Below are 19,563 nucleotides of genomic sequence, written 5' to 3' on the forward strand. Positions count from 1 at the left end.
CCTTACCTGCCGCGTATCAACTGGCGCAACGCGAAACGGTTGGGATGACAGGCTTCGGCCACGCTGCGTGGCAGTGGTAGCGGTTCGTTGTCCAGCCACGCGGCAAGCAGTTCGCCTGACAGCGGCGCGGTGATCAGCCCGCGAGAGCCGTGGCCGCTGTTAACGTACAAGCCATCCAACCAGGGGCAGACGATGTCCGGAACCTGACGGGCGTCCTTGCTCAGGGCGGCATAGGCGTCGAGGAACGCTTCGCGGTCGGCGAGGGGGCCGACAATCGGCAAATAGTCAGGGCTGGTGCAGCGAAAGGCTGCGCGGCCCTGCAGATCTTCGACCGGTTGTTCGCTGACGTGCAGACGCGCGGCCAGGTCGCTGGAAATCTCTTCGAGCATCGCCAGATTGCCCAGATGTTCGGCCGTGGTCGGCGTCAGGTCATCGCTGTTGAAATCGAAACTGGCGCCGAGGGTGTGTTCACCCAAACGCGCCGGGGCGACGTAGCCTTCGGCACAGACCACGGTGGTCAGCGCTTGGCTTTCTGATGTTTCAGCAAGGCGTGTGATCTGCCCGCGAATGCGCTTGAGCGGTAACTCGGCGCTTTGCACAAAGCGTTTGATCTCGGCGGCACCGGCCAGTACCACGACCGGGGCGCTGGCGAGCAAGCGGTCGCCGGCGAAGGCTTGCCACTGATCACCGACCTTGCGCAGTTCCAGAGCTTCGTGATGGTTGAGCAGTTCGATGTTCGCCTGCGCGGTTTGCGCCTGACACAGCGCCGGCGGATGCACCCAACCGCCTTCGGGATAGTACAGACCGCCATGGACCACACCGACGCCCGCGCGGACTTGCGCGTCGGGTTGATCGAGCCACTGCAACAGATCTTGCGGGAACGCCTGCGCCAATTGCGCGTGGCGTTCAGCTTCCTTGGCATTGAATGCCAATTGCAGTACACCGCAATCGTCCCAGTCGGTGCCCCGTTGCAGGGTTTCGAGCAGGCGTCGGGTGTAGCCGAAGCCACTGACGATCAGTTGCGACAGCGCCGTGCCGTGGGCGGACAATTTCAAGTACAGCACGCCTTGCGGGTTGCCCGAAGCTTCTTGTGCCACGGCTGCATGGCGTTCGAGCAACGTGACCTGCCAGCCGCGTGCGGCCAGACTGGACGCTGTGGCACAGCCAGCGAGACCGGCGCCGATCACCAGCGCACGACGCTCAGCGGCGATCGGCGCAGGACGAGCGAACCACGGCTTGTCCGGCGCTGGCGGCGCAACTTCCGCCGGCCAGCCGAGAAACTCGCCACGGAGGATTTCCCACTTGTGGCCGATGCCCGGTGTGCGCTTCATTTTGAATCCGGCGGCATTCAGCAAACGGCGAACCCAACCGGTGCTGGTGAAGGTGCTGATGGTCGAGCCGGGCGCCGCCAGCCGTGCCAGCTCGACAAACAATTCGGCGGTCCACATGTCGGGGTTTTTCGCCGGGGCGAAACCGTCGAGAAACCACGCGTCGATCTGCGCGTCGAGCTGCGGCAGTTGTTCCAATGCATCGCCGATCAACAGCGTCAGCGTCACGCGGCCGCTGGCCAGGGTGATGCGCTGGAAGCCTGCGTGGATCGCCACGTAATGCGTCAGCAACTGATCGGCCAGAGGCTTGAGTTCCGGCCACAAGGCCAAGGCTCGTTTCAGGTCGGCGGGGCTCAACGGGTATTTTTCGACGCTGACGAAATGCAGGCGTGCACCGGCCACGGCGTGTTGCTCGAACAACTGCCAGGCGCAGAGAAAATTCAGCCCGGTACCGAAGCCGGTTTCACCAATAACCAGACGACCAGTTGCCGGCAGTGCGGCAAAACGCTCGGCCAGGCGATTCTGTTCGAGGAACACGTAACGGGTTTCCTCCAGACCTGACTGGTCGGAAAAATACACGTCATCGAACACCCGCGAACGCGGGCGGCCGTGGTCATCCCAGTCGAGTTGGGCGTGGGGCAATACAGGTTTCATGGCAGGCTCGGCAACGACAAGGCCGCCATTCTAGCCGATCGCGCCGGGGCTGCTTGATCCATGGCAAGGCTTGCGCGCGACGACTCACGGACAATCCGCCACCCGCGGGAATTTCTGCGCCGCGGCTGTGCCCAATCCGCTAGTCTTGCTGAATCCTGGAAGGAGCCGTCCCATGTTTGAATCCGCTGAAATCGGTCACGCCATCGATAACGACACCTTTGATGCGGCCGTCCCGGCATTGCGTGAAGCCTTGCTCGAAGCCCAGTTCGAATTGCAGCAGCAGAAGCGTTTCCCGGTGATCATCCTGATCAACGGCATTGAAGGTGCGGGCAAAGGCGAGACGGTCAAGTTGCTCAACGAGTGGATGGACCCGCGCCTGATCGAAGTGCGCACCTTCGATCAGCAGACCGATGAAGAGCTGTCACGGCCACCGGCGTGGCGCTACTGGCGGATGCTCCCGGCCAAGGGGCGCATGGGCATTTTCTTTGGTAACTGGTACAGCCAGATGTTGCAGGGGCGGGTGCATGGTTTGTTCAAGGATCCGCGTCTGGATCAGGCCATTGCCGGTGCCGAGCGTCTGGAAAAGATGCTCTGCGATGAAGGCGCGCTGATCTTCAAGTTCTGGTTTCACCTGTCCAAGAAACAGATGAAGGCGCGGCTCAAGGCGCTGGCCGATGATCCGCTGCACAGCTGGCGCATCAGCCCGCTGGACTGGCAGCAATCGCAGACTTACGACAAGTTCGTCAAGTACGGCGAGCGGGTGCTGCGCCGTACCAGCCGTGATTACGCACCGTGGCACGTGATCGAAGGCGCCGACGCCAATTACCGCAGCCTGGCGGTCGGCAAGATTCTCCTCGAAGGTTTGCAAAATGCGCTGAAACGTTCAGACGTGCATCCCCACGATGTCAGCGCCGCGCCGCTGGGCACACCGGTCGATCAGTTGAACCTGCTCGACAGCCTCGACCTGACCCAGCGTCTGGAGAAGAAAGACTACGAAGAGCAACTGATCACCGAGCAGGCGCGCTTGTCCGGGCTGATGCGCGACAAACGCATGCGCCGCCACGCCTTGGTCGCGGTGTTCGAAGGCAACGACGCGGCCGGCAAGGGCGGCGCGATTCGCCGGGTGGCAGCGGCGCTCGATCCGCGTCAATACAACATCGTGCCCATCGCTGCGCCCACTGAAGAGGAGCGCGCGCAGCCGTACCTGTGGCGCTTCTGGCGGCATATTCCGGCGCGCGGCAAGTTCACCGTGTTCGACCGTTCCTGGTACGGGCGGGTGCTGGTGGAGCGTGTCGAGGGCTTCTGTACGCCGGCCGACTGGCTGCGCGCCTACGGCGAGATCAACGATTTCGAAGAGCAACTGGCCGACGCCGGAGTGATCGTCGTCAAGTTCTGGCTGGCCATTGATAAAGACACGCAGATGGAGCGTTTCCAGGCGCGCGAAGAGATTCCCTTCAAGCGCTTCAAGATCACCGAAGACGACTGGCGCAATCGCGACAAGTGGGATGCCTATCGCGCTGCTGTGGGCGATATGGTCGACCGCACCAGTTCGGAAATCGCCCCGTGGACGCTGATCGAGGCCAATGACAAGCGCTGGGCCCGGGTCAAGGTGCTGCGCACGATCAACTGCGCGCTGGAAGAAGCCTTCGAGAAATCCGACAAGCGCGCGAAGAAACACAAGGACTGAACCGATGGGCGCGCATACGCGGGGTGAATGATTGTCGCGGTCGGGAATGGGGTGGACTTATGCTCGGTCCACTCTCAACTGACCCCAACAATGAGGTATGCCATGCGTGAAGTGGTGATCGTCGACAGCGTGCGGACTGGCCTGGCCAAATCCTTTCGCGGCAAGTTCAACCAGACCCGTCCCGATGATATGGCGGCCCATTGCGTCAACGCGCTGCTCGAGCGCAACGACATCGATCCGGCCAGTGTCGAGGATTGCATCGTCGGCGCTGGCTCCAACGAAGGTGCGCAGGGCTACAACATTGGCCGTAACGTTGCGGTGCTGTCGCGCCTGGGCACCGGCACCGCCGGCATGACCCTCAACCGTTTCTGCTCGTCGGGTTTGCAGGCAATTGCGATTGCCGCGAACCAGATTGCCTCGGGTTGCAGCGATATCATCATTGCCGGCGGCGTCGAGTCGATCAGCCTGACGCTGAAAAGCGTCAACACCGATCACCTGATCAACCCGCTGCTGAAACAGCAGACGCCGGGCATCTATTACACGATGGGCCAGACCGCCGAAGTGGTGGCGCGACGTTATGGCGTGAGCCGTGAAGCGCAGGATCGCTACTCGTTGCAAAGTCAGCTTCGTACCGCCCAGGCACAGGCGGCCGGGCTGTTCAATGATGAAATCGTGCCGATGGCGGTGAAGTATCGCGTCGAGGACAAAAACACCGGCGAAGTGCAGATTCTCGATGGCGTCGTCGACCGCGACGATTGCAACCGCCCGGACACCACGTATGAAAGCCTCGCCGGGCTGAAACCGGTGTTCGCCGAGGATGGCTCGGTGACGGCGGGCAACTCGTCGCAACTGTCCGACGGTGCTTCGATGACTTTAGTGATGAGTCTGGAAAAAGCCCTGCAACTGGGGCTCAAGCCGAAAGCGTTTTTTCGTGGATTCACCGTGGCCGGTTGCGAACCTGACGAGATGGGCATCGGCCCGGTGTTCTCGGTGCCGAAGCTGCTCAAGGCCAAGGGCTTGCAGGTGGCGGATATCGATCTGTGGGAGCTGAACGAGGCGTTTGCGTCGCAGTGCCTGTACAGCCGCGATCGGCTGGAGATCGATAACGAGAAGTACAACGTCAATGGCGGCTCGATTTCCATTGGTCACCCATTCGGGATGACCGGGTCACGGCAGGTCGGGCATCTGGTGCGGGAGTTGCAGCGGCGTAATGTGCGCTATGGCATCGTCACCATGTGCGTGGGCGGCGGGATGGGGGCGACGGGGTTGTTTGAGGCGGTGCGCTAAACCACAAACTATCGGGTGTCTGTTCGGCCCTCTTCGCGAGCAAGCCCGCTCCCACATTTGAAATGCATTCCATTGTGGGAGCGAGCTTGCTCGCGAAGGCAGCGCCACGGACTAGCGGTTGGAATCCTGCAACTGCATCCGCGCGATATACGCCTTTATTTCCTGCTCAGCCTTCTCGGGACTGTCAAACGGCCCCTCAAGGGTATTTTCCCGAGTGCTGAAAAAGAGTTCGCCATTGACCCGGCACAGCCGGCTGCTGCGAAAGTGTGTGGCGGGGGCGCTGTCCTGGGCGCGCATTGCTAACATGATCGGGCTCCTTGGCTGATGGGCTGGAAGGGGATCCAAAGAGCTTATGCCTGAAGCACTTGGCGCGCCTGCCAGGCCGATCAACGGCGTCCCCGTCAATTTAATGCTGCGACCTGTACAGTTTCATTCGCGGCCTGGCGCCAACTGTCCCTGTGTTGCGCCCGACGGCGGGCCTAGAATGAGCGCTCTTGTCAGCAGGCTTTGGGGTTTCCATGCACATTTCATCCGGTCGCTGGGTCTATGGTCTGTTCCTGGCGCTGCTGACTGCTTTTCTGTGGGGCATCCTGCCGATCAAACTCAAACAGGTGTTGCTGGTGATGGACCCGGTGACGGTGACCTGGTTTCGCCTGTTGGTCTCCGGCGGCTGTCTGTTCATCTATCTGGCAGCGGTCAAACGCCTGCCCAGCCGCAAAGTGCTCGGCCCCAAGGGCGGGTGGCTGGTGCTGATGGCGGTGCTCGGACTGGTCGGCAACTATGTGCTGTATCTGATGGGGCTCAAACTGCTCAGCCCCGGCACCGCGCAACTGGTGGTGCAGATGGGCCCGATCATGTTGCTGATCGCCAGTCTGTTTGTGTTCAAGGAGCGCTTCAGTATTGGCCAGGGCATCGGGCTGCTGGTGCTGTTGATCGGTTTCGTGCTGTTTTTCAATCAGCGTCTGGCTGAACTGCTGACCTCGCTGTCGGATTACACCGCCGGGGTTTTGCTGGTGCTGCTGGCATCGACGGTGTGGACCTTCTATGCGCTGGGCCAGAAGCAATTGCTGACGGTGTGGAATTCGTTGCAGGTGATGATGGTGATCTACCTGTTCTGCGCCCTGTTGCTGACGCCGTGGGTGCATCCGCTCGAAGCGTTGGAACTGAGTCCGTTGCAGGGCTGGCTGTTGCTGGCGTGCTGCATGAACACCTTGATTGCCTATGGCGCGTTCGCTGAAGCGCTGGCGCATTGGGAGGCGTCGCGGGTCAGTGCGACGTTGGCGATTACGCCGTTGGTGACGTTTGGTGCAGTGGCGATTGCGGCGGCTATCTGGCCGGACTATGTGCATGCCGAACAGATCAACGGCCTGGGTTATGGCGGAGCGGTGCTGGTCGTGCTGGGATCGGCGCTGGTGGCGTTGGGGCCGTCGTTGATTGCCGGGCTCAAGGCGCGGCGAATGCGTATAGCAGCAGGTTAACCGAGTTATCGTTCTTCGCGAGCAAGCCCGCTCCCACAGTTGACCGCATTCTCATGAGAGGAATGCAATCGAATGTGGGAGCGGGCTTGCTCGCGAAGACTGACTTTCAGGCGCTGAAAAACTCAGCCCTTGGCCCCGGCCTCGATCATGTTCTCCGGCCGCACCCACGCATCGAACTCTTCATCGGTCAGATAACCCAATTGCAGCGCCGCCTCACGCAAGGTCAAGCCTTCGCTGTAAGCTTTCTTGGCAATCTCCGCCGACTTGTCATAACCGATGTGCGGGTTCAGTGCGGTCACCAGCATCAGCCCACGTTCCAGATGGCGGGCCATGACGTCGGCATCCGGCTCGAGCCCGGCGATGCAGTGCTGCTGGAAGTTGCTGCAACCGTCGGCCAGCAGGCGAATCGATTGCAGCAGGTTGTGGATGATCACCGGTTTGAACACGTTCAATTGCAGGTGGCCCTGACTCGCGGCGATGCCGATGGTCACGTCGTTGCCCAGCACCTGACAGGCGAGCATCGACAGCGCTTCGCACTGGGTCGGGTTGACCTTGCCCGGCATGATCGAGCTGCCCGGCTCATTCGCCGGCAGCCGCACTTCGGCAAACCCTGCCCGTGGGCCGGAGCCGAGCAGACGCAGGTCGTTGGCGATTTTCATCAGTGCCACGGCGAGGGTTTTCAGCGCGCCGGACAGGCTGGTCAGCGGTTCGTGGCCGGCGAGGGCGGCGAACTTGTTCGGTGCGGTGACGAAGGGCAGGCCGGACAATGCCGCCAGTTCAGCGGCAATCGCCTCACCAAAACCGTGCGGCGAATTCAGCCCGGTGCCGACCGCAGTACCGCCCTGCGCCAGCTCACACACCGCCGGCAATGCAGCGCGGATCGCGCGTTCGGCGTAATCCAGCTGCGCTATGAAACCGGACAGCTCCTGCCCGAAGGTGATCGGCGTCGCGTCCATCATGTGCGTTCGCCCGGTTTTCACCAGTTTCATGTGCCGCGCCGCCAGTTCAGCGAGGCCGCCGGACAGCTCGGCAATCGCCGGCAGCAGTTGCTCCTGCACGGCTTGTGCGGTGGCGATGCTCATGGCGGTGGGGAAGCAGTCGTTGGAGCTTTGCGAGCGGTTGACGTGATCGTTCGGGTGCACCGGGGTTTTGCCGCCGCGCGGGTTGCCGGCCAGTTCATTGGCGCGACCGGCGATCACTTCGTTGACATTCATGTTGCTCTGGGTGCCGCTGCCGGTCTGCCAGACCACCAGCGGGAACTGGTCGTCATGCTGGCCGTCGAGGACTTCGTCGGCGGCCTGCTCGATCAGGCGGGCGATGTCGGCGGGCAGGTCGCCGTTGCGGTCATTGACCCGTGCGGCGGCTTTCTTGATCAGGGCCAGGGCGTGCAATACCGGCAGCGGCATGCGTTCCTGACCAATGGCGAAGTTGATCAGCGAGCGTTGCGTCTGAGCACCCCAGTAGGCGTCGTCCGGGACTTCGATCTGGCCCAGGCTGTCGGTTTCGATACGGCTCATCGTGCACACTCCTGTTGGTCTGTTTGCGCAGTTTAGGCCCGGTCAGGCCGAGGTGGTTCCCTCGATCCGATTGTTGACCGGTAAAACCCCGCCAATCAAGCACGGCAAGGCTCGGGGGTTGAGCCACGAGGTTTTTTAGGCGCAGAATGGTCGCCCTTGGGGTTTTACCTCGCCTAGCTGAAAAGGAAACTCGATGACTCGTCTTCGTGCCATCTGCACCGCGGTTGCACTGGTTTGCGCCAGCGGCCAGGTGCTTGCCGATACCGCCAGCCACAACGCCAGTGCTGAAGCTTTCCTGACCCTGGCGCACGCTGACAAGCTGGGCACTCCGGTGTACATGCAAGTGCAGCAAATGTTCGCTCAGCGTTTCGAACAGACCAAAGCCCCGGAAGCCAAGAAAGCCGTACTGGAAACCTACCAGGCCAAGGCCAACGCCGCTCTGGATCAGGCCATCGGCTGGAACAAGCTCAAGCCTGACATGGTCAAGCTCTACACCAGCAACTTCAGCGAATCCGAGCTGAAAGACCTGGTCGCGTTCTACCAGTCGCCACTGGGCAAGAAAGTCCTGGAAAAAATGCCGCAGCTGACCCAGCAATCGGCCCAGATGACCCAGGCCAAACTGGAAAGCGCCGTACCTGTCGTCAACAAGCTGCTCGACGACATGACCAACGAGCTGGCACCGAAAGGCGCTGCGCCGGCCAAGAAGAAGTAAGCGGAGTTCGTGATGACCATGCAACAACGCATCGAATCGACGCTGGCCCTGCTTCAGCCTGAGCACCTGCAAGTGCTGGATGAAAGCCACATGCACAGTCGCGGGTTGCAGACCCACTTCAAGGCAGTGGTGGTCAGTGCGCAGTTCGACGGCCTGAACCGGGTCAAGCGCCACCAGAAAGTCTACGGCACGCTCGGCGAGCTGATGGGCGAGTTCCATGCGTTGGCGCTGCACACTTACACCCCGCAGGAATGGGCAGAGATTGGCGCCGCCCCGGCGTCGCCGACCTGTGCCGGCGGCAGCAAGCATTAAGCTTCGGTTTTTTGCTAGAATCCGCAACGCGCCGCTGACCCGGCGCGTTTTTTTTTGAATCCGGTTCACCCTTTGCGAGGGTAGCCACCTGGAGAAATACCCATGACACAACCGATTGTCGTGGCGGCACTGTATAAGTTCGTCACCCTCGAAGATTACGTTGACCTGCGCGAGCCGCTGCTGCAAGCGATGGTCGACAACCAGATCAAAGGCACCCTGCTGATTGCCGAAGAAGGCATCAACGGCACGGTTTCCGGCACGCGCGAAGGCATCGACGGCCTGCTCGCCTGGCTCAAGAACGATCCGCGCATGGTCGACATCGACCACAAGGAATCGTATTGCGACGAGCAGCCGTTCTATCGCACCAAGGTCAAGCTGAAGAAAGAGATCGTCACCCTCGGCGTCGAAGGCGTCGACCCGAACAAAAAGGTTGGCACCTACGTCGAGCCGCAAGACTGGAACGCGTTGATCAGCGACCCGGAAGTGTTGTTGATCGACACCCGCAACGACTACGAAGTGTCGATCGGTACCTTCGAAGGCGCCATCGATCCGAAAACCACCAGTTTTCGTGAATTCCCCGACTACATCAAAGAACACTTCGATCCGGCCGTGCACAAGAAGGTCGCGATGTTCTGCACCGGCGGCATTCGCTGCGAGAAAGCCTCGAGCTACATGCTCGGCGAGGGCTTCGAAGAGGTTTACCACCTCAAAGGTGGCATTCTGAAGTACCTCGAAGAGGTGCCGCAGGAAGAAACCAAGTGGCAGGGCGACTGCTTCGTGTTCGACAACCGCGTGACCGTGCGCCACGACCTCAGCGAAGGCGACTACGATCAATGTCATGCCTGCCGCACGCCGGTCAGCGTTGAAGATCGCGCCTCCGAGCATTACGTGGCCGGTATCAGCTGCCCGCATTGCTGGGACAAGCTCAGCGAGAAAACCCGCCGCAGCGCCATCGATCGGCAGAAGCAGATCGAACTGGCCAAGGCGCGTAACCAGCCGCACCCGATCGGCTACAACTACAAGCAAGCATCCACCGAGGCTTAACCATGTCTGCGCGCCTGCTCTATGTGATGGATCCGATGTGTTCATGGTGCTGGGGTTTTGCTCCGGTGGCCAAGGCATTGGTCGAGCAGGCGCAAGCAGCCGGGGTGGAGTTGCATCTGGTGGTCGGTGGGCTGCGCACCGGCAGCGGTTCGGCGCTGGAGCCGACCACACGTCGCTACATCCTTGAACACTGGCAAGCGGTCACCGAAGCCACGGGTCAACCGTTCAAGTTTGAAGGTGCGTTGCCTGACGGTTTTGTCTACGACACGGAGCCGGCGTGCCGGGCAATCGTTACCGCACGCAGTCTGGCGCCGGATTGCGCGTGGAAGCTGGTCGGGTTGATCCAGCAAGCGTTTTACGCTGAAGGTCGCGATGTCACCCAGGCCAGCGTGCTGGTCGAACTGGCGGAACAGGCCGGTGTGCCACGCATCGAATTTGCGGCGTTGTTCGATCATGCCGATCAGCACAAAGCGACTCAGGCCGATTTCAGTTGGGTGCAGGATCTGGGCATCGCCGGTTTCCCGACCCTGCTCGCCGAGCGCAACGGCCAACTGGCACTGCTGACCAACGGCTATCAACCGCTCAGCGAGCTGTCGCCATTGCTCGGCCGCTGGCTGGAGCGCGCCGCCTGTGCCTGATCAGGCCGATGACACGCCAGCCGTAAAGCGTGTCGACCGGCTGAGCTGGGCAGAAGTCCGGCGACTGGCACTTCATCATAAAAAATCCCTGTGGATCGCCAATGGCGTGGCCGTTCTGGCGACGCTGTGCAGCGTGCCGATTCCGCTGCTCCTGCCCTTGCTGGTAGACGAAGTACTGCTCGGCCACGGCGATGCCGCACTGAAACTCATGAACCACGTGTTGCCGGGCATGTGGCAGCAAGCGGCCGGTTATATCGGTCTGATGCTGCTGGTGACCTTGACCCTGCGCTGCTGCTCGCTGTGTTTTGGTGTGTTGCAGTCGCGGCTGTTTGCGCGGCTGGCCAAAGACATCGTCTACCGCATTCGCGTGCGCCTGATCGATCGGCTCAAGCGGATTTCCCTCGGTGAATACGAAAGCCTCGGTAGCGGCACAGTGACGACGCACCTGGTCACCGATCTGGATACCCTCGACAAATTCGTCGGCGAAACCCTCAGCCGCTTTCTGGTGGCGATGCTGACGCTGGTCGGCACCGCCAGCATCCTGATGTGGATGCACTGGAAACTGGCGCTGCTGATTCTGCTGTTCAACCCGCTGGTGATCTACGCCACGGTGCAGTTGGGCAAACGTGTCAAACACCTGAAGAAACTCGAGAACGACAGCACTTCGCGCTTCACCCAGGCGTTGAGCGAAACCCTCGATGCGATTCAGGAAATCCGTGCCGGTAACCGTCAGGGGTTCTTCCTCGGGCGGCTCGGCCTGCGCGCGCAGGAGGTGCGCAACTACGCGGTCAATTCGCAGTGGAAAACCGACGCCTCCAACCGTGCCAGCGGTTTGCTGTTCCAGTTCGGCATCGACATCTTCCGCGCGGCGGCGATGCTCACGGTGTTGTTCTCCGACCTGTCGATCGGCCAGATGCTCGCGGTGTTCAGTTACCTGTGGTTCATGATCGGCCCGGTCGAACAACTGCTGAACCTGCAATACGCCTATTACGCGGCGGGCGGGGCGCTGGCGCGGATCAACGAACTGCTGGCGCGCGCCGATGAGCCGCAATATTCCGGCGGCGTCGATCCGTTCAAGGGGCGTGACACCGTCGGCATTCAGGTGCAGGGCCTGAGCTTCGGCTACGGCGATGAACTGGTGCTGGATCAGTTGAATCTGTCGATTGCCCCCGGTGAAAAAGTCGCGATTGTCGGCGCCAGTGGCGGCGGCAAAAGTACCCTCGTGCAATTGCTGCTCGGGCTATATACGCCGCTGTCCGGGACCATCCGCTTCGGCGGTTCGACTCAGCAGGAGATCGGCCTGGAAACGGTGCGGGAAAACGTCGCGGTGGTGTTGCAGCACCCGGCGCTTTTCAACGACACCGTGCGCGCCAACCTGACCATGGGCCGCACCCGCAGTGATGAAGCCTGCTGGCAGGCGCTGGAAATCGCTCAGCTCGAAGCGACCATCCGCGCCTTGCCCAATGGCCTCGACAGTATCGTCGGTCGTTCCGGCGTGCGCCTGTCAGGCGGGCAGCGCCAACGACTGGCCATCGCGCGGATGATCCTTGCCGAACCGAAAGTCGTCATTCTCGACGAAGCCACCTCGGCCCTCGACGCTGCCACCGAGTACAACCTGCATCAGGCCATGGCGCGCTTCCTCAATGGTCGCACCACGCTGATCATTGCCCATCGGCTGTCGGCAGTGAAGCAGGCTGATCGCGTGCTGGTGTTTGATGGTGGCCAGGTCGCTGAAGATGGCGATCACCAGCAGTTGATCGCCGACGGCGGTCTGTATGCCAAGCTTTACGGTCACCTGCAGCAGATCCAGCGCCCTTGAGTTTTGTGCCGGTTTCTGTGCTTAGTGCTTGAATTGCATTGATTAAAATCACTTGGAATGCCCGCGCAGAACAGCCATTTGCACAATCGACCCGGAGGACGGCCAAGCTGTCCCTTTGCCTTGTCGAAAATTAGCCTAGGCTGAGCTGTCAGGAGCGGGATTTTCCGGTGTTCATCTGGCAGTGCTCAAGGGATCTCATGAAGCAAAAGCGGACTCTCGGAACGCCACGGTTGTTGGGCATCGTCTGGCCATTTATTGCCGTCGTGTTGTTTCAAGCGTTATTGGGCGGCGTGAGTCTTTACGTGCTCTCGGCCGTTCGCGGTTATGTTGCTGGCGAGAGCCTCTGGTCCAAGGGGCAGAAAGACGCGATCTACTACCTCAATCTCTACGCCGACAGCCGCGACGAGGCGATCTTCCTCAAGTACCGAATCGCGATCGGTGTGCCGCAAGGCGGGCATCAGCTACGTCTGGCGCTGGATCGGCAACCGCCGGATCTGGCCGCGGCGCGCGATGGCATTCTCAAGGGTGGCAACCACCCGGACGACGTTTCCAGCCTGATCTGGCTGTACCTCAACTTCCGCCATTTCAGTTATCTGGAAACCGCGATTGATCGCTGGACCGTCGGTGACGCCTATCTGGTGGAACTGGATGATGTGGCGCAGGAGATGCACCGCAGCATTACGCGGAACACGGCCACCAGCGCCGATATCCAGCGCTGGAAGGCGCGCATTTTTGCCATCAATGATGGCGTGACTCCGGCCGCAAAGGCCTTCAGCGATGCCTTGGGTGAAGGCTCGCGGATGATTCTGCGCTTGTTGCTGCTCACCAATCTGGCTACGGCGCTGGGGCTGATCGTGCTGGCCCTGTGGCGCACGCACAAGTTGCTCAAGCAGCGTCACGCCTTCGCCGAGGCGCTGCAACTGGAGAAGGATCGGGCGCACGTCACCTTGCATTCGATCGGTGATGGCGTCATCACCACCGACGTCAGCGGTGCCATCGATTACATGAACCCTGCCGCCGAAGCCATGACCCACTGGAAGGCCGAGCAGGCGGCGGGCTTGCCGCTGGCGGCGTTGTTCAATCTGCTCGATGACAACGCCCAGTCCGAGGGGCTGACCCTGATCGAGCACATTCTCAGCGGCAAGCTCAGTGGTGGCAGCGAGCATTCGAAACTGATCCAGCGCCTCGATGGCACCACGTTGTCGGTGACCCTGGTCGGCGCGCCGATCCGCAATGCCGGCAAGGTCAGCGGCACGGTGCTGGTGTTGCACGACATGACCCAGGAGCGGCAGTACATCGCCAATCTGTCATGGCAGGCCACCCATGACGCGCTGACCGGGCTGGCCAACCGTCGCGAGTTCGAATATCGCCTGGAACAGGCGCTGCACAAGCTCACGCGCCATGCCGGGCGACATGCGCTGATGTTCCTCGATCTCGATCAATTCAAACTGGTCAATGACACCTGTGGCCACGCCGCCGGCGATGAGCTGCTGCGGCATATCTGTACGCTGCTGCAATCGGGACTGCGCGAGGGCGATACGCTGGCGCGTCTGGGCGGTGATGAGTTCGGCATTCTGCTGGAGAACTGCGCGCCGGAGGCGGCGGAGAAGATTGCCGAGGCGTTGCGCCAGACCGTACAGAATCTGCATTTTGTCTGGAAAGGGCGGCCGTTCCTGACCACGGTGAGCATTGGCCTGGTGCACATCGCGCAAACCCCGACGACCCTCGAAGCGTCATTGCGCGCCGCCGATATGGCTTGTTACATGGCCAAGGAAAAGGGCCGCAACCGCGTGCAGGTCTACCACGCCGACGATTCCGAACTGTCGCTGCGCTTCGGTGAGATGGCGTGGGTGCAACGCCTGCACATGGCCCTGGAGGAAAACCGCTTTTGTCTGTACGCCCAGGAAATCGCACCGCTCAAGCCGGGTAACAACAAGGGCGGGCACATCGAGATTCTGCTGCGCCTGCATGATGAAGCCGGGCGAATGATTCTGCCGGACAGTTTCATTCCGGCTGCCGAGCGCTATGGTTTGATGAGCCAGCTGGACCGTTGGGTAGTTCAGAACGTATTTAAGGTTATTGCTCAATGTATTGCACAAGAACATCAAGAACCTTTAGCAATGTGTGCGATTAATCTGTCAGGCATTACTATAGGAGATGACGCGTTTTTGCACTTTCTGCGAGAACAGTTTGTTAACTACGCAATACCGCCTGAAATGATTTGTTTTGAAATTACTGAAACCAGCGCAATTTCAAATCTGGGCAGTGCAATAAGATTTATTAATGAACTCAAAGGCTTAGGTTGCTATTTTTCGTTAGATGACTTTTGCGCCGGAATGTCTTCATTCGCTTATCTGAAACATTTGCCTGTAGACTTCCTGAAGATCGACGGGAGTTTCGTAAAGGATATGCTGGACGACCCGATTAACCGCGCAATGGTCGAAGTGATCAATCACATCGGGCATGTCATGGGTAAGCAGACAATTGCCGAGTTTGTTGAAACAACCCAGATCGAGCAGGCCCTGCTTGAAATTGGTGTGGATTATGCTCAGGGTTATGTTATAGAACGCCCACAGTTGTTTACCTGCGACAGTTTGCAAAGTCGGCCCGCCAGACCGCAACCGCTGTTATTCAAAGCGCCTGGCACGTTCCGTTGAAGTCTCTCGCCGATCCTTACAATCACAAATCAAAAGGAGCCGAACAGTGATCGACACATTCAACCGAACCGGACCACTCATGGAAGCTGCAAGTTATCCAGCCTGGGCACAACAGCTCATTCAGGATTGCAGCGAGAGCAAGCGCCGGGTTGTCGAACATGAACTTTACCTGCGCATGCGTGATAACAAGCTCAGCGCCAGAACCATGCGTCAGTACCTGATCGGCGGCTGGCCGGTGGTTGAGCAGTTTGCGTTGTATATGGCGCAGAACCTCACCAAAACCAGATTTGCCCGTCATCCGGGTGAGGACATGGCGCGGCGCTGGCTGATGCGCAATATTCGCGTTGAACTCAATCATGCGGATTACTGGGTGCATTGGAGTCGTGCCCACGGTGTCAGCCTGGAAGACCTGCAGGCCCAGCAGGTGCCGCCCGAGCTGCACGCCTTGAGTCATTGGTGCTGGCACACAAGCTCGGCTGACTCGCTGATTGTGGCCATCGCGGCCACCAACTATGCGATCGAAGGCGCGACCGGGGAGTGGTCGGCGCTGGTCTGCTCCTCCGGCGTGTATGCCGCGGCGTTTCCCGAAGAGGATCGCAAGCGCGCGATGAAATGGCTGAAGATGCATGCCCAGTACGACGATGCCCATCCTTGGGAGGCGCTGGAAATCATCTGCACTCTGGCCGGGATGAACCCGAGCAAAGCGTTGCAGGCCGAACTGCATCAAGCCATCTGCAAGAGCTATGACTACATGTATCTGTTTCTGGAGCGCTGCATGCAGCTGGAGACTTCGGAGCGCCTGCTGGTCAACCGTGAGCGCAGGGCGGTAGTCGAGAGCTGATTTAAGGCTTCACGTAAATACCAATGTGGGAGCGAGCCTGCTCGCGAAAGCGGTATGCCAGTCAACTCATGGTTGAATGGCACATCGCATTCGCGAGCAGGCTCGCTCCCACACTGTTTTTTGCTGTCTGGAAAGACTTAACCCGCCATCGCCAAGCGGTTACGCCCCTCGCGCTTGGCCACGTACAGCGCACTGTCGGCACGGCGCAACAGACTGTCGGCCGATTCGCCCGGCAGCAACGTCGAACATCCCAGGCTGACCGTCAATTCAATCAACTGCCCATCCGCATAATATTCGGCCGCCTGCGTCGCATAGCGCAGGCGCTCACCGACCATTGCAGCGGCTTCCCGGCTGGTATTGGACAGCAGCACCAAAAACTCTTCGCCACCGTACCGAAACACCATATCGACGTTGCGCAGTTGCGCCTTGATTGTCGCCGCAATGGCTTTAAGCACGTCATCGCCAGCGCTGTGGCCATGACTGTCGTTGACCCGTTTGAAGTGGTCGATATCCAGCATCAGCACCGACAACGGTTGTTGATGCCGGCGGGACATCTCGATTTCCCGTTGCAGCGTCTGCTCCATGGCAATGCGGTTGCCGGCACCGGTCAGTGGATCACGCAGGGCGCTCTGGGTTGCCTCTCGGTAAAGCAGCGCGTTGCGCATCGGGTACAGCAAGGAAGACAACAGCGATTCCAGCTGACCTTGTTCCTTGTCGCTGAAGCGCTGATTGCGACGAAACACCAGTTCGCCCAGGTGCTCGCCTTCGTGGCTCAGGGTATAGCTGATCGTATGGTGGCCGCGGGTGCCGAATTCCAGGCGCAAGTCGCTGGCGTGGTGCACATAGCTGAGCGCGTCCAGCGGCACGAGGCGCTGAACTTCGCGGAAAAACAGACCGAGGATGCGTTGCGGTTCAAGGCTGGTTTGCAGTTGCAGGCTCATTTGCTGACGCAGTTGCGCCAGGCTGGCCGGTCGCTCCAGAAGCGGAGGCAACTGACCAAAGCCCAGGCGTTGCAATTTGGCACTGTCAAAGTCAATTGCATTGGTCTGGGAGGGTGATTTCATATGGCGTGAGCCCCTAAGCAGTAAGTCTGTCTTACAGGCTGGGTGAGAGCGGCTATGGGCTGCGCGTCATACTGATCCATCAGTCCCGTAGGACATTTGGCGTAAGTTTAGTCTGCCTGATGACGAACAGTCAGCTATCAAAATCGGCCTTGCCCCATTGCCTTCACACGGCATGCTTTGAGGAGATTTAGAGCGAAAGTCGTGCCATTCGGTTCGCTTTTATTTAAAGCGTTTGGAATCAATGGGTTGTATGGCAGAAGAGAAGAGGCGTGCTGGAAAATTGACTGATTTGTGACAGTCACTTACGGCAATTGCATGCCGCGACAGGAATCTGCCGCGGCAACAAAAGCGACGTATGGCCATTATTGCGCGTTGAAGGCCTGGCCATTGATGCCGGTGCTGTCCGGGCCCATCAGGTAGAGGTAGACCGGCATGATCTCCTCCGGCGTCGGGTTGTTCAGCGGGTTTTCCCCCGGGTAAGCCTGGGCGCGCATGCTGGTGCGCGTGCCGCCGGGGTTGATGCTGTTGGAGCGTACCGGCGCGACGCCGTCGACTTCGTCAGCCAGGGTTTGCATCAAGCCTTCGGTGGCAAACTTCGACACGCCATAAGCGCCCCAGTACGCACGACCCTTGCGGCCGACACTGCTGGAGGTAAACACCACCGACGCATCTTGCGACAGCTTGAGCAGCGGCAGCAGGGTGCTGGTCAGCATGAACATGGCGTTGACGTTGACCTGCATGACGCGCATGAAGTTTTCCCCGGACAGCTGCTCGATCGGCGTGCGTGGGCCGATGATCGAAGCGTTGTGCAGCAAGCCATCGAGGTGGCCGAATTCGGCCTCGATCATCGCGGCCAACTCATCGTACTGATGGGGCAGGGCGGTTTCGAGGTTGAACGGAATCACCGCCGGTTGCGGGTGGCCGGCGGCTTCGATCTCGTCGTAGACCTGCGTCAGGTTGGCTTCGGTCTTGCCCAGCAACAATACCGTGGCGCCGTGGGCGGCGTAGGTTTTCGCGGCCGCCGCACCGATGCCACGACCGGCACCGGTGACCAGAATGACCCGATCCTTGAGCAATTCGGGACGAGCGGAGTAATCAAACATAAAACCTCACAATCCATTTGAACGCTAAAAGATCAGCAGCTGCACAGCGCGCTATCGAGCACCTTGCGCAACTCCGACGGATGATCCACCACCACATCCGCGCCCCAATGCCGCGGGTTGTCGTCCGGGTGGATGTAGCCAAACGTCACTGCCGCGGTTTTCGTGCCGGCATCGCGCCCCGATTCGATATCACGCAAATCATCGCCGACAAACAGAACGGTCGATGGATCCAGATCAAGCATTTTGCACGCAAGGATCAACGGTTCAGGATCCGGCTTGCTGTTCTTCACGTGATCCGGGCAGATCAGCAGCGCCGAACGCTCGGCCAGTCCCAGTTGTTGCATGATCGGCTCGGCAAAGCGCAGCGGCTTGTTGGTCACCACGCCCCAGATCAGATTGGCCTTTTCGATATCGGCCAGCAGTTCGCCCATGCCGTCGAACAGCTTGCTGTGCACAGCGCAGCCGACCAGATAACGCTCAAGGAATTCCAGGCGCAGTGCTTCGAAGCCCGGCGATTCCGGGTCCATCGAGAACGTCACGGCGACCATGGCTTTGGCGCCTCCGGAGATCTCGTCGCGGATGTGCTTGTCGTTGATCGGCGGCAAGCCGCGATCCGCACGCATGGCCTGGCAGATGGCGATGAAGTCCGGCGCCGTGTCGAGCAGGGTGCCGTCCATGTCGAAAAGAACTGCTCTGATGGCCATCGGCTTACTCCTCGCGCAGGGTCTGGATCATGTAGTTGACGTCAACGTCGTTGGCCAGCTTGTAGTGCTTGGTCAGCGGGTTGTAGGTCAGGCCGATGATGTCCTTGACGGTCAGGCCGGCCATGCGGCTCCAGGCGCCGAGCTCGGACGGGCGGATGAATTTCTTGAAGTCGTGGGTGCCGCGCGGCAGCAGCTTCATGATGTATTCAGCGCCGATGATGGCGAACAGATACGCCTTCGGGTTGCGGTTGATGGTCGAGAAGAACACCTGGCCGCCCGGCTTGACCATGCGGAAGCAGGCGCGGATCACCGACGACGGGTCGGGCACGTGCTCGAGCATTTCCAAGCAAGTGACCACGTCGAACTGCTCGGGCATTTCTTCGGCCAGGGCTTCGGCGGTGATCTGGCGGTACTCGACGCTGACGCCGGATTCCAGCTGATGCAGTTGCGCAACCGCCAATGGCGCTTCGCCCATGTCGATGCCCATCACGGTGGCGCCACGTTGGGCCATGGCTTCGCTGAGGATGCCGCCGCCGCAACCGACGTCGAGGACTTTCTTGCCGGCCAGATTGACCCGCTCGTCAATCCAGTTGACCCGCAGCGGGTTGATGTCATGCAGGGGTTTGAACTCGCTTTCGCGGTCCCACCAGCGATGGGCCAGGGCTTCGAATTTGGCGATTTCGGCGTGGTCGACGTTGCTCATGTGTAATTCCTCTGA

General features: G+C 60.2%; 17 protein-coding genes. 10 read left to right on the forward strand and 7 right to left on the reverse strand.

The window, feature by feature from the left end:
• Positions 1–2: 2 nt before the first annotated feature.
• A complete protein-coding gene (gene mnmC / locus ACM6IV_RS23255) occupies positions 3–1,982 on the reverse strand; it encodes a bifunctional tRNA (5-methylaminomethyl-2-thiouridine)(34)-methyltransferase MnmD/FAD-dependent 5-carboxymethylaminomethyl-2-thiouridine(34) oxidoreductase MnmC (protein ID WP_414871818.1) in 1,980 nt (659 codons plus the stop codon).
• Positions 1,983–2,154: 172 nt separating this feature from the next.
• Here mnmC and pap point away from each other — a divergent pair, with 172 nt between their 5' ends.
• Both pap and ACM6IV_RS23265 read left to right on the forward strand, forming a co-directional pair.
• Complete coding sequence (pap, locus tag ACM6IV_RS23260) at positions 2,155–3,669, forward strand: polyphosphate:AMP phosphotransferase (RefSeq protein ID WP_414871819.1); 1,515 nt, start codon at positions 2,155–2,157, stop codon at positions 3,667–3,669.
• A gap of 102 nt (positions 3,670–3,771) precedes the next feature.
• Positions 3,772–4,956 carry a thiolase family protein gene (locus ACM6IV_RS23265; RefSeq protein WP_414871820.1) on the forward strand — a complete coding sequence of 395 codons (1,185 nt, stop codon included), beginning with the start codon at positions 3,772–3,774 and terminating at the stop codon, positions 4,954–4,956.
• A 111-nt stretch (positions 4,957–5,067) separates the two neighbouring features.
• Here the strand turns inward: ACM6IV_RS23265 and ACM6IV_RS23270 are convergent, their stop codons facing one another.
• Entirely contained in the window at positions 5,068–5,262 is a 195-nt protein-coding gene (locus ACM6IV_RS23270; protein WP_414871821.1) for a DUF6316 family protein, read from the reverse strand.
• Positions 5,263–5,474: 212 nt separating this feature from the next.
• Between ACM6IV_RS23270 and ACM6IV_RS23275 the strand changes: the two genes are divergently transcribed.
• The gene (locus ACM6IV_RS23275; RefSeq protein ID WP_414871822.1) at positions 5,475–6,434 is read left to right on the forward strand and encodes a DMT family transporter; all 960 of its coding nucleotides are present in this window, start codon (positions 5,475–5,477) and stop codon (positions 6,432–6,434) included.
• Positions 6,435–6,556: 122 nt separating this feature from the next.
• On the opposite strand, the gene ACM6IV_RS23280 is transcribed toward ACM6IV_RS23275, so the two are convergent.
• Positions 6,557–7,951: a class II fumarate hydratase gene (locus ACM6IV_RS23280; RefSeq protein WP_414871823.1), complete on the reverse strand. Its 1,395-nt coding sequence runs from the start codon at positions 7,949–7,951 to the stop codon at positions 6,557–6,559.
• 193 nt (positions 7,952–8,144) lie between these two features.
• Here ACM6IV_RS23280 and ACM6IV_RS23285 point away from each other — a divergent pair, with 193 nt between their 5' ends.
• The 7 genes from ACM6IV_RS23285 (at position 8,145) to ACM6IV_RS23315 (ending at position 15,974) form a co-directional block, all read left to right on the forward strand.
• A complete protein-coding gene (locus tag ACM6IV_RS23285) occupies positions 8,145–8,663 on the forward strand; it encodes a DUF2059 domain-containing protein (RefSeq protein WP_102354097.1) in 519 nt (172 codons plus the stop codon).
• 12 nt (positions 8,664–8,675) lie between these two features.
• Positions 8,676–8,975, forward strand: a complete 300-nt coding sequence (locus tag ACM6IV_RS23290) for a BolA family protein (protein ID WP_007908388.1) — start codon at positions 8,676–8,678, stop codon at positions 8,973–8,975.
• Between the two features lie 102 nt (positions 8,976–9,077).
• Positions 9,078–10,019, forward strand: coding sequence for a rhodanese-related sulfurtransferase (locus ACM6IV_RS23295; protein WP_250606018.1), 942 nt, complete (start codon positions 9,078–9,080; stop codon positions 10,017–10,019).
• Between the two features lie 35 nt (positions 10,020–10,054).
• A complete protein-coding gene (locus ACM6IV_RS23300; RefSeq protein ID WP_414871967.1) occupies positions 10,055–10,657 on the forward strand; it encodes a DsbA family protein in 603 nt (200 codons plus the stop codon).
• Positions 10,650–12,476 carry an ABC transporter ATP-binding protein gene (locus ACM6IV_RS23305; protein ID WP_414871824.1) on the forward strand — a complete coding sequence of 609 codons (1,827 nt, stop codon included), beginning with the start codon at positions 10,650–10,652 and terminating at the stop codon, positions 12,474–12,476. Before ACM6IV_RS23300 ends, ACM6IV_RS23305 begins: the two co-directional genes overlap by 8 nt.
• A 197-nt stretch (positions 12,477–12,673) precedes the next feature.
• Positions 12,674–15,133: an EAL domain-containing protein gene (locus tag ACM6IV_RS23310; protein ID WP_414871825.1), complete on the forward strand. Its 2,460-nt coding sequence runs from the start codon at positions 12,674–12,676 to the stop codon at positions 15,131–15,133.
• Between the two features lie 79 nt (positions 15,134–15,212).
• On the forward strand, positions 15,213–15,974 hold the full coding sequence (locus ACM6IV_RS23315) for a TenA family transcriptional regulator (RefSeq protein WP_414871826.1): 762 nt from the start codon (positions 15,213–15,215) through the stop codon (positions 15,972–15,974).
• 137 nt (positions 15,975–16,111) lie between these two features.
• Here ACM6IV_RS23315 and ACM6IV_RS23320 read toward each other — a convergent pair whose 3' ends face one another.
• The 4 genes from ACM6IV_RS23320 to ubiG all read right to left on the reverse strand — a co-directional run bounded on the left by ACM6IV_RS23320 (position 16,112) and on the right by ubiG (position 19,548).
• On the reverse strand, positions 16,112–17,038 hold the full coding sequence (locus ACM6IV_RS23320) for a GGDEF domain-containing protein (RefSeq protein ID WP_414871827.1): 927 nt from the start codon (positions 17,036–17,038) through the stop codon (positions 16,112–16,114).
• A gap of 362 nt (positions 17,039–17,400) precedes the next feature.
• The gene (locus ACM6IV_RS23325; protein WP_007908397.1) at positions 17,401–18,141 is read right to left on the reverse strand and encodes a YciK family oxidoreductase; all 741 of its coding nucleotides are present in this window, start codon (positions 18,139–18,141) and stop codon (positions 17,401–17,403) included.
• A 32-nt stretch (positions 18,142–18,173) separates the two neighbouring features.
• Positions 18,174–18,845, reverse strand: a complete 672-nt coding sequence (gene mupP / locus ACM6IV_RS23330; RefSeq protein ID WP_414871828.1) for an N-acetylmuramic acid 6-phosphate phosphatase MupP — start codon at positions 18,843–18,845, stop codon at positions 18,174–18,176.
• A 4-nt stretch (positions 18,846–18,849) separates the two neighbouring features.
• Positions 18,850–19,548, reverse strand: coding sequence for a bifunctional 2-polyprenyl-6-hydroxyphenol methylase/3-demethylubiquinol 3-O-methyltransferase UbiG (gene ubiG, locus ACM6IV_RS23335; RefSeq protein ID WP_007908399.1), 699 nt, complete (start codon positions 19,546–19,548; stop codon positions 18,850–18,852).
• Between the last annotated feature and the right edge of the window lie 15 nt (positions 19,549–19,563).

Source organism: Pseudomonas sp. IT-347P (assembly GCF_949768005.1).
Classification (GTDB): Bacteria; Pseudomonadota; Gammaproteobacteria; order Pseudomonadales; family Pseudomonadaceae; genus Aquipseudomonas.

What these genes read in the sequence shown, in the direction of transcription:
- ACM6IV_RS23315 (WP_414871826.1), top strand. Translation starts at nt 15,213, where the DNA reads ATGGAAGCTGCAAGTTATCCAGCCTGGGCACAACAGCTCATTCAGGAT.
- ACM6IV_RS23300 (WP_414871967.1), top strand. Translation starts at nt 10,055, where the DNA reads ATGTGTTCATGGTGCTGGGGTTTTGCTCCGGTGGCCAAGGCATTGGTC.
- ubiG (WP_007908399.1), bottom strand. Translation starts at nt 19,548, where the DNA reads ATGAGCAACGTCGACCACGCCGAAATCGCCAAATTCGAAGCCCTGGCC.
- ACM6IV_RS23320 (WP_414871827.1), bottom strand. Translation starts at nt 17,038, where the DNA reads ATGAAATCACCCTCCCAGACCAATGCAATTGACTTTGACAGTGCCAAA.
- ACM6IV_RS23285 (WP_102354097.1), top strand. Translation starts at nt 8,145, where the DNA reads ATGACTCGTCTTCGTGCCATCTGCACCGCGGTTGCACTGGTTTGCGCC.
- mupP (WP_414871828.1), bottom strand. Translation starts at nt 18,845, where the DNA reads ATGGCCATCAGAGCAGTTCTTTTCGACATGGACGGCACCCTGCTCGAC.
- mnmC (WP_414871818.1), bottom strand. Translation starts at nt 1,982, where the DNA reads ATGAAACCTGTATTGCCCCACGCCCAACTCGACTGGGATGACCACGGC.
- ACM6IV_RS23295 (WP_250606018.1), top strand. Translation starts at nt 9,078, where the DNA reads ATGACACAACCGATTGTCGTGGCGGCACTGTATAAGTTCGTCACCCTC.
- ACM6IV_RS23310 (WP_414871825.1), top strand. Translation starts at nt 12,674, where the DNA reads ATGAAGCAAAAGCGGACTCTCGGAACGCCACGGTTGTTGGGCATCGTC.
- ACM6IV_RS23275 (WP_414871822.1), top strand. Translation starts at nt 5,475, where the DNA reads ATGCACATTTCATCCGGTCGCTGGGTCTATGGTCTGTTCCTGGCGCTG.
- ACM6IV_RS23290 (WP_007908388.1), top strand. Translation starts at nt 8,676, where the DNA reads ATGACCATGCAACAACGCATCGAATCGACGCTGGCCCTGCTTCAGCCT.
- ACM6IV_RS23265 (WP_414871820.1), top strand. Translation starts at nt 3,772, where the DNA reads ATGCGTGAAGTGGTGATCGTCGACAGCGTGCGGACTGGCCTGGCCAAA.
- ACM6IV_RS23325 (WP_007908397.1), bottom strand. Translation starts at nt 18,141, where the DNA reads ATGTTTGATTACTCCGCTCGTCCCGAATTGCTCAAGGATCGGGTCATT.
- ACM6IV_RS23270 (WP_414871821.1), bottom strand. Translation starts at nt 5,262, where the DNA reads ATGTTAGCAATGCGCGCCCAGGACAGCGCCCCCGCCACACACTTTCGC.
- pap (WP_414871819.1), top strand. Translation starts at nt 2,155, where the DNA reads ATGTTTGAATCCGCTGAAATCGGTCACGCCATCGATAACGACACCTTT.
- ACM6IV_RS23280 (WP_414871823.1), bottom strand. Translation starts at nt 7,951, where the DNA reads ATGAGCCGTATCGAAACCGACAGCCTGGGCCAGATCGAAGTCCCGGAC.